At 71.6% G+C, this 6127-nt stretch carries 7 protein-coding genes; 4 read left to right on the top strand and 3 right to left on the bottom strand.

Annotated elements, in window-relative coordinates; genetic code table 11:
• Together I53_RS18555 and I53_RS18550 are read left to right on the top strand one after the other, a co-directional pair.
• The coding region (locus I53_RS18555; protein WP_043353332.1) for an OmpA family protein at nt 1-451 on the top strand (451 nt) is incomplete at its 5' end.
• A 258-nt stretch (nt 452-709) separates the two neighbouring features.
• Nucleotides 710-2383 carry a formate--tetrahydrofolate ligase gene (locus I53_RS18550; protein WP_043353331.1) on the top strand — a complete coding sequence of 558 codons (1674 nt, stop codon included), beginning with the start codon at nt 710-712 and terminating at the stop codon, nt 2381-2383.
• 33 nt (nt 2384-2416) lie between these two features.
• On the opposite strand, the gene I53_RS18545 is transcribed toward I53_RS18550, so the two are convergent.
• A complete protein-coding gene (locus I53_RS18545; protein ID WP_043353330.1) occupies nt 2417-3784 on the bottom strand; it encodes an 8-oxoguanine deaminase in 1368 nt (455 codons plus the stop codon).
• A gap of 179 nt (nt 3785-3963) precedes the next feature.
• Here I53_RS18545 and I53_RS18540 point away from each other — a divergent pair, with 179 nt between their 5' ends.
• Nucleotides 3964-4518, top strand: a complete 555-nt coding sequence (locus tag I53_RS18540; protein ID WP_043353328.1) for a MarR family winged helix-turn-helix transcriptional regulator — start codon at nt 3964-3966, stop codon at nt 4516-4518.
• Nucleotides 4515-5222 (top strand): response regulator, encoded by a 708-nt coding sequence (locus I53_RS18535; RefSeq protein WP_043353334.1) that lies wholly within the window; start codon nt 4515-4517, stop codon nt 5220-5222. The genes I53_RS18540 and I53_RS18535 overlap by 4 nt, the downstream gene beginning before the upstream one ends.
• 16 nt (nt 5223-5238) lie before the next feature.
• Here the strand turns inward: I53_RS18535 and I53_RS18530 are convergent, their stop codons facing one another.
• Complete coding sequence (locus I53_RS18530) at nt 5239-5475, bottom strand: hypothetical protein (RefSeq protein ID WP_043353327.1); 237 nt, start codon at nt 5473-5475, stop codon at nt 5239-5241.
• Nucleotides 5476-5577: 102 nt separating this feature from the next.
• On the bottom strand, nt 5578-6127 hold a 550-nt coding region (locus I53_RS18525; RefSeq protein ID WP_043353325.1), incomplete at its 5' end, for a hydratase.

Here is a 6127-nt window from a genome sequence, read left to right as displayed (position 1 = left end):
GGTCCATTTCGTGCCCGGCAGCAACAACGCGGCCTGGACCATCCTGGAGACCAAGCCGTTTCTCCAGACCGCCGCCCTCCTGCCCGCCGAGCAGCTGAAGCAGGACCTCGACACGACGGGAAAGGCGGTGATCCAGGTCAACTTCGCCACCGACAGGACCGAGATCCTGCCGGCCTCCGCCCCGCAGATCGACGCGGTGGCGGGCCTGCTGCGGACGAATCCCGGCCTGCGGCTCGCGATCAACGGCCATACCGACGAGACCGGAGCCGCCGCGCACAACCAGGCCTTGTCCGACGGCCGTGCCAAGGCGGTCATGGCGAAGCTCGTCGCCGCCGGTGTCGCGAGGGATCGGCTGAAGGCCAGGGGCTTCGGGGCGTCCAGCCCGGTCGCCGCCAACGACAGCGCGGAGGGACGGGCCAAGAACCGGCGCGTCGAGCTGGTCAGGTTCTGACGGCCGAGGCGCCGATGGCAGGCCTCGACCGGGCGTCTCGCTGGTCCGGACCCGCTCCGTGCGTCGGAGCTGGGGACGTCGGGGGCGACAAGAGTATTTTGTCCGCCATATCATAAAAATCGACGCGCATTTTCCCGGGCTTTGACGCACAGTGCGCAGCCGTTCGCGGGCGGCCAAGCCGCAGCCCGCACGGCAGGAGATTCGCACGGCAAGAGCCGGCGGGCGGGCATCGCGCCCGCGAGTCAGGGAGGAAGGCCCATGCCGTCAGATATCGAGATCGCCCGCGCCGCGACCCTGAAGCCGATCGCGCAGGTCGCCGAGAAGCTCGGCATCCCGGATGACGCGCTCCACAATTACGGCAAGCACATCGCCAAGATCGACCACGGCTACATCGCCGGGCTGGAGAGCCGGAAGCCCGGCAAGCTCGTGCTGGTCACGGCGATCTCCCCGACGCCCGCGGGCGAGGGCAAGACCACCACCACGGTGGGCCTGGGCGACGCCCTGAACCGCATCGGCGAGAAGACCATGATCTGCCTGCGCGAGCCGTCGCTCGGGCCGTGCTTCGGCATGAAGGGCGGCGCCGCCGGCGGCGGCAAGGCCCAGGTCGTGCCGATGGAGCAGATCAACCTGCACTTCACCGGCGACTTCCACGCCATCACGTCGGCCCACAGCCTCGCGGCCGCGCTGATCGACAACCACGTCTACTGGGCGAACGAGCTCAACATCGACGTGCGCCGCATCCACTGGCGCCGCGTCGTCGACATGAACGACCGGGCTTTGCGCCAGATCACCCAGTCGCTCGGCGGCGTCGCCAACGGCTTCCCCCGGGAGGACGGGTTCGACATCACGGTGGCCTCCGAGGTGATGGCGGTGTTCTGCCTCGCCAAGGACCTCGCCGACCTGGAGGAGCGCCTCGGCCGGATCGTGATCGCCGAGACCCGCGACCGCAAGCTCGTCACCCTCAAGGACGTGAAGGCCACCGGCGCCATGACGGTGCTGCTCAAGGACGCCCTGCAGCCCAACCTCGTGCAGACGCTCGAGGGCAACCCGGCGCTGATCCATGGCGGCCCCTTCGCCAACATCGCCCATGGCTGCAACTCGGTGATCGCCACACGGGCCGGCCTGCGGCTCGCCGACTACACGGTGACGGAGGCCGGGTTCGGCGCCGATCTCGGCGCCGAGAAGTTCCTCGACATCAAGTGCCGGCAGGCGGGGCTGACCCCCTCGGCCGTGGTGGTGGTGGCGACCATCCGCGCCCTCAAGATGCATGGCGGCGTCGACAAGAAGAACCTCGGGGCCGAGAACATCGACGCCCTGGAGAAGGGCTTCGCCAACCTCGCCCGGCACGTGACCAACCTGCGCGGCTTCGGCCTGCCGGTGGTGGTCGGCGTCAACCACTTCCACGCCGACACCGATGCCGAGCACGCCAAGCTCAAGGAACTGTGCCGCGAGCGGCTCGACGTCGAGGCGATCACCTGCCGCCACTGGGCGGAGGGCGGGGCCGGGGCCGAGGAGCTGGCCCGCGCGGTGGTGAAGCTCTCCGAGGCCGAGCCGGCGCCGATCCGCCACGCCTACGAGACGGAGAGCCGCCTCTCCGACAAGATCCGGGCGATCGCCACCAAGCTGTACGGGGCCGCCGACATCCAGATCGAGACGAAGGCTCAGGCCAAGCTCGCCACCTTCGAGAAGGACGGCTACGGCCACCTGCCGATCTGCATGGCCAAGACCCAGTACTCGTTCTCCACCGACCCGACCCTGATGGGCGCCCCCGAGGGCCACATCGTGGGCGTGCGCGACGTCCGGCTCTCGGCCGGCGCCGGCTTCGTGGTGGCGATCTGCGGGGAGATCATGACCATGCCGGGCCTGCCCCGGGTGCCCGCCGCCGACACGATCCGGCTGGACGCCAACGGGCAGATCGACGGGCTGTTCTGAGGATCACGCGCGGGGCGGGTCAGGGCTCGCCCTCTACACCGCTCCGAACAGGTCCACCGCCAGCCGGGAATGCGCCTCGCGCAGCATCCCGGTATCGACACCGAGCGGCTGGCCGTCGATCACCCGCCAGCGGCCCGCCACCATCACCCGGTCGGCCCGGGTGGCGCCGCACAGGACCAGAGCCGCCAGCGGGTCGTGGGCGCCGGAGAAGCGCAGCTCGTCCAGGGTGAACAGGGCGAGGTCCGCCTCCCGGCCCGGCTCGATCCGGCCGATATCGGTGCGGCCGAGGCAGGCGGCCGAGCCTTCGGTGGCCCAGCGCAGGGCGTCGAGATGCGTCACGGCCTCCGCCCCGTAGGTGAGCCGGTTGATCATCAGGGCGTGGCGCACGCCTTCCATCAGGTTCGAGCTGTCGTTCGAGGCCGAGCCGTCGACACCGAGGCCCACCGGCGAGCCCGCCGCCTCCAGCTCGCAGGTGCGGCAGCGGCCCGAGGCCAGGGTCATGTTCGAGGTCGGGCAGTGGCAGACGCCGACCCCGGCCTTGCCGAGCCGGGCGACCTCGGCATCGGTGAAGTGGATGCCGTGGGCGAGCCAGACCCGATCGTTCAGCCAGCCGACCTCCTCGAGGTACTCCACCGGCCGGCAACCGAACATCTGCTGGCAATAGGCGTCCTCGTCCAGCGTCTCGCCGAGATGGGTGTGCAGCCGGCTCCCGTGCCGGGCGGCGAGCGCCGCGCTCTCGCGCATCAGGCGCCGGGTCACCGCGAAGGGCGAGCAGGGGGCGAGCGCGACCTGCACCATCGCGCCGGGGGCGGGGTCGTGGAACAGGTTCAGCACCCGCTCGCAATCCGAAAGAATCGTGTCGTCGTCCTGGGTCAGGCTCTCGGGCGGCAGCCCGCCCTCCCGGTCGGACAGGCTCATGGAGCCGCGGGTGATCGCGGCCCGGATCCCGAGGGCCCGGGCCTCCGCGACCTGGACGTCCATCGAATCCTCCAGCCCCTTCGGGAACAGGTAGTGATGGTCGCCCGCCGTGGTGCAGCCCGAGAGCAGCAGCTCGGTGAAGGCCACCTGCGTGGCGAGCCGGAACGCCTCCGGGGTGATCCGCCCCCAGACCGTGTAGAGCGCCTTCAGCCAGGGAAAGAGCGGCTTGTTGATCGCCAGCGGGTGGGCGCGGGTCAGCGTCTGGAAGGCGTGGTGATGGGTGTTGATCAGCCCCGGGATGACCACGTGGCGCGAGGCGTCGAAGGTCTCGTCCACGGGCGCGGCGGGTTTCGCGCCCGCCGCCACGCATTCGACGATCCGGGTGCCCGCCACGACGATCCCGCCCCCGGCGCCCTCGGCCAGGATGGCGCGCGGATCGCGGATCCAGAGGCGTCCCGGTCCCGGTTCAGCTGCCTCGGCCATGTCCGTCCGCTCCCGTCGATCGAGGATCCTGCGTAGCGGAGGGGCCGGACCGGCGGCAATCCCGCTTGAGGATCGCCGCCGGCCGGCGCCCCGGCCGGCCCGGTCAGGGTTGACGGGCCCGGGCCGCCTTGAGAAACGTCATGGGGACTGACCTATCACCCGTTGGGAGCGGCCGCGCCGTGACACGGACAGCCCCGCGCGAGGCGATCTTCGCGGCGAAACCCGTCCCGGGTGCCGCGCCGGCCGCCCTCGGCAGCGACGACCTGATCGAGCTTCTGTTCTTCGCCTACCGGGATTTCGTGGGCGATCCCGACCGGATCCTGGCCGCCTACGGCTTCGGCCGGGCCCACCACCGGGTGCTGCACTTCGTCGACCGCTATCCCGGCCTGACCATCGCCGAACTCCTCGACATCCTGCGCATCACCAAGCAGAGCCTCAACCGGGTGCTCAAGGACCTGATCGGGCAGGGCTACGTCGCGCAGAAGCCGGGTTCCAGCGACCGGCGCCAGCGCCTCCTCTACTGCACCGAGGCCGGCGCCCGGCTCGCGGCCGACCTCACGCGGGTCCAGGCCCGCCGCCTCGCCCGGGCGCTCGCGGCGCCGGATGCCCGGGGCTCCCCGGAGGATTTCCTGATGGCGATGATCGAGCCGGAGGACCGCCCGGCGGTCCAGCGCCTGATGGCGCGGCGCGGGGGCGGGAGCGACGGGCGCGTCGCCGGGGAGGAGTGCGCGTGAGCAATGCCGCCCGGGCCGACCTGCCCGACGAGGCGCCCCACGTCCTCGTGGTCGACGACGACCGCCGGCTGCGCGAATTGCTCGCCCGTTACCTCACCGACCAGGGCTTCCGGGTCACCGCCGCGGCGAGCGCCGCGGAGGCGCGGGCCCGGGCCCAGAGCGTCGTGTTCGACGCCATGGTCCTCGACGTGATGATGCCCGGCGAGAACGGCTTCGACTACGCCCGCAGCGTGCGCGAGACGTCGCGGGTGCCGATCCTGATGCTCACCGCCCGCTCCAACCCGAACGACCGGGTGATGGGGCTGGAGATCGGCGCGGACGATTACCTGCCCAAGCCCTTCGAGCCGCGGGAGCTGACGCTGCGGCTCAACAACATCATCAAGCGCAGCGCGCGGCCCCGCGCGGCGGCCGCCGAGGCGGTGACCTTCGGGCCGTTCGCGTTCCGGGTCGACCGGGGCGAGCTGCGCCGGGACGACGAGCTGATCCGCATCACCGAGCGCGAGCGCGAGATCCTGACGATCCTGGCGATGGCGGGCGGCGCCAATGTCGAGCGCGAGCAGCTCGCCGGCCCCGGCGGGGCCGCGGCGGAGCGCACCGTCGACGTGCAGATCAACCGCCTGCGCCGCAAGACCGAGGTCGACCCCGCCAATCCGGTCTTCCTGCAGACCGTGCGGGGCGTCGGCTACCGGCTCGCGGTGGATTGAGCCGGAACCGGGCGGCTCAGACCACCCGCGGCTCGTCGCGCTTCAGCTTGAGGGCCTTGGCGATCCGGGTGGACAGGCTGCCCACGACGGCGAGGGTGGCCGACGGGTCGACCAGAGGGCGGACGGCCTCCAGCGCCTCCGCGGCGCTGGGCTTCATCACCGCGTAGACCGTGGCGCCGGATGCCGGGCTGGAGCCCTGCACGGTGACGGAGACGAGGAAGGTCGTGTGGCGTCGCCGCAGGCGTCCAGGCATGGCTCAGCATTTGGCATGTCGGCTAACCATCACCAATGCCAGAGTCCCGGAGCCGGCCCGGGAAACGACACGATCCTGGCACGATAACCCGTGCCGGGTCTTTCAGATCAGGGCAAGGTCGATGCCGGGAAGCCGCAGCCCGTCGAGCCGCGTGCTCCAGTGCTGGCCGGAGGCGACCGGAAGCGCGTCTGTCAGCGTGCCGGTTGTGACGACCGTGCCGGCTGCGAGCGGCGGGGCGACCGGATCGTTAGCCAGCGCATCGACCAAGTGCGCGAGGGCGGCGAGCGGTCCCGTCCCGAGGACGCTGCGGCCGCCGCCCCGGTCGGCGACGGCGCCGTCCCGCAGCAGGTCGACGGTGAAGCCCGCGAGGTCGCCGATCCAGGCGCGCCGCGCGGCCGCCGGAACCGGCACCCGCTCGCCCACCACCAGCAACCCGTGCAGCCCGAAGGCCGCCACGGTGTCGGGCGCCGCGAAGCGCCAGCCCGGATAGAGCGACTGCACGATCTCGAAGCCGCTCGCGGCCCAGTCGAGGCAGGCGATCAGCGCCTCGGCATCCATGCCGGGTTCCGGCGCGCGTGCCAGACCGAACACGATTTCCGGCTCGATCCGGGGCTCGACGAAGGCCGCGAGGGGCACCGGTCCGCCCAGGGCG

The sequence above is a fragment of the Methylobacterium sp. B1 genome, assembly GCF_000333255.1.
Taxonomy (GTDB): domain Bacteria; phylum Pseudomonadota; class Alphaproteobacteria; order Rhizobiales; family Beijerinckiaceae; genus Methylobacterium; species Methylobacterium fujisawaense.
Note: the sequence above shows the minus strand (reverse complement) of the source record. Positions and strands in the feature narration are given on the sequence as shown.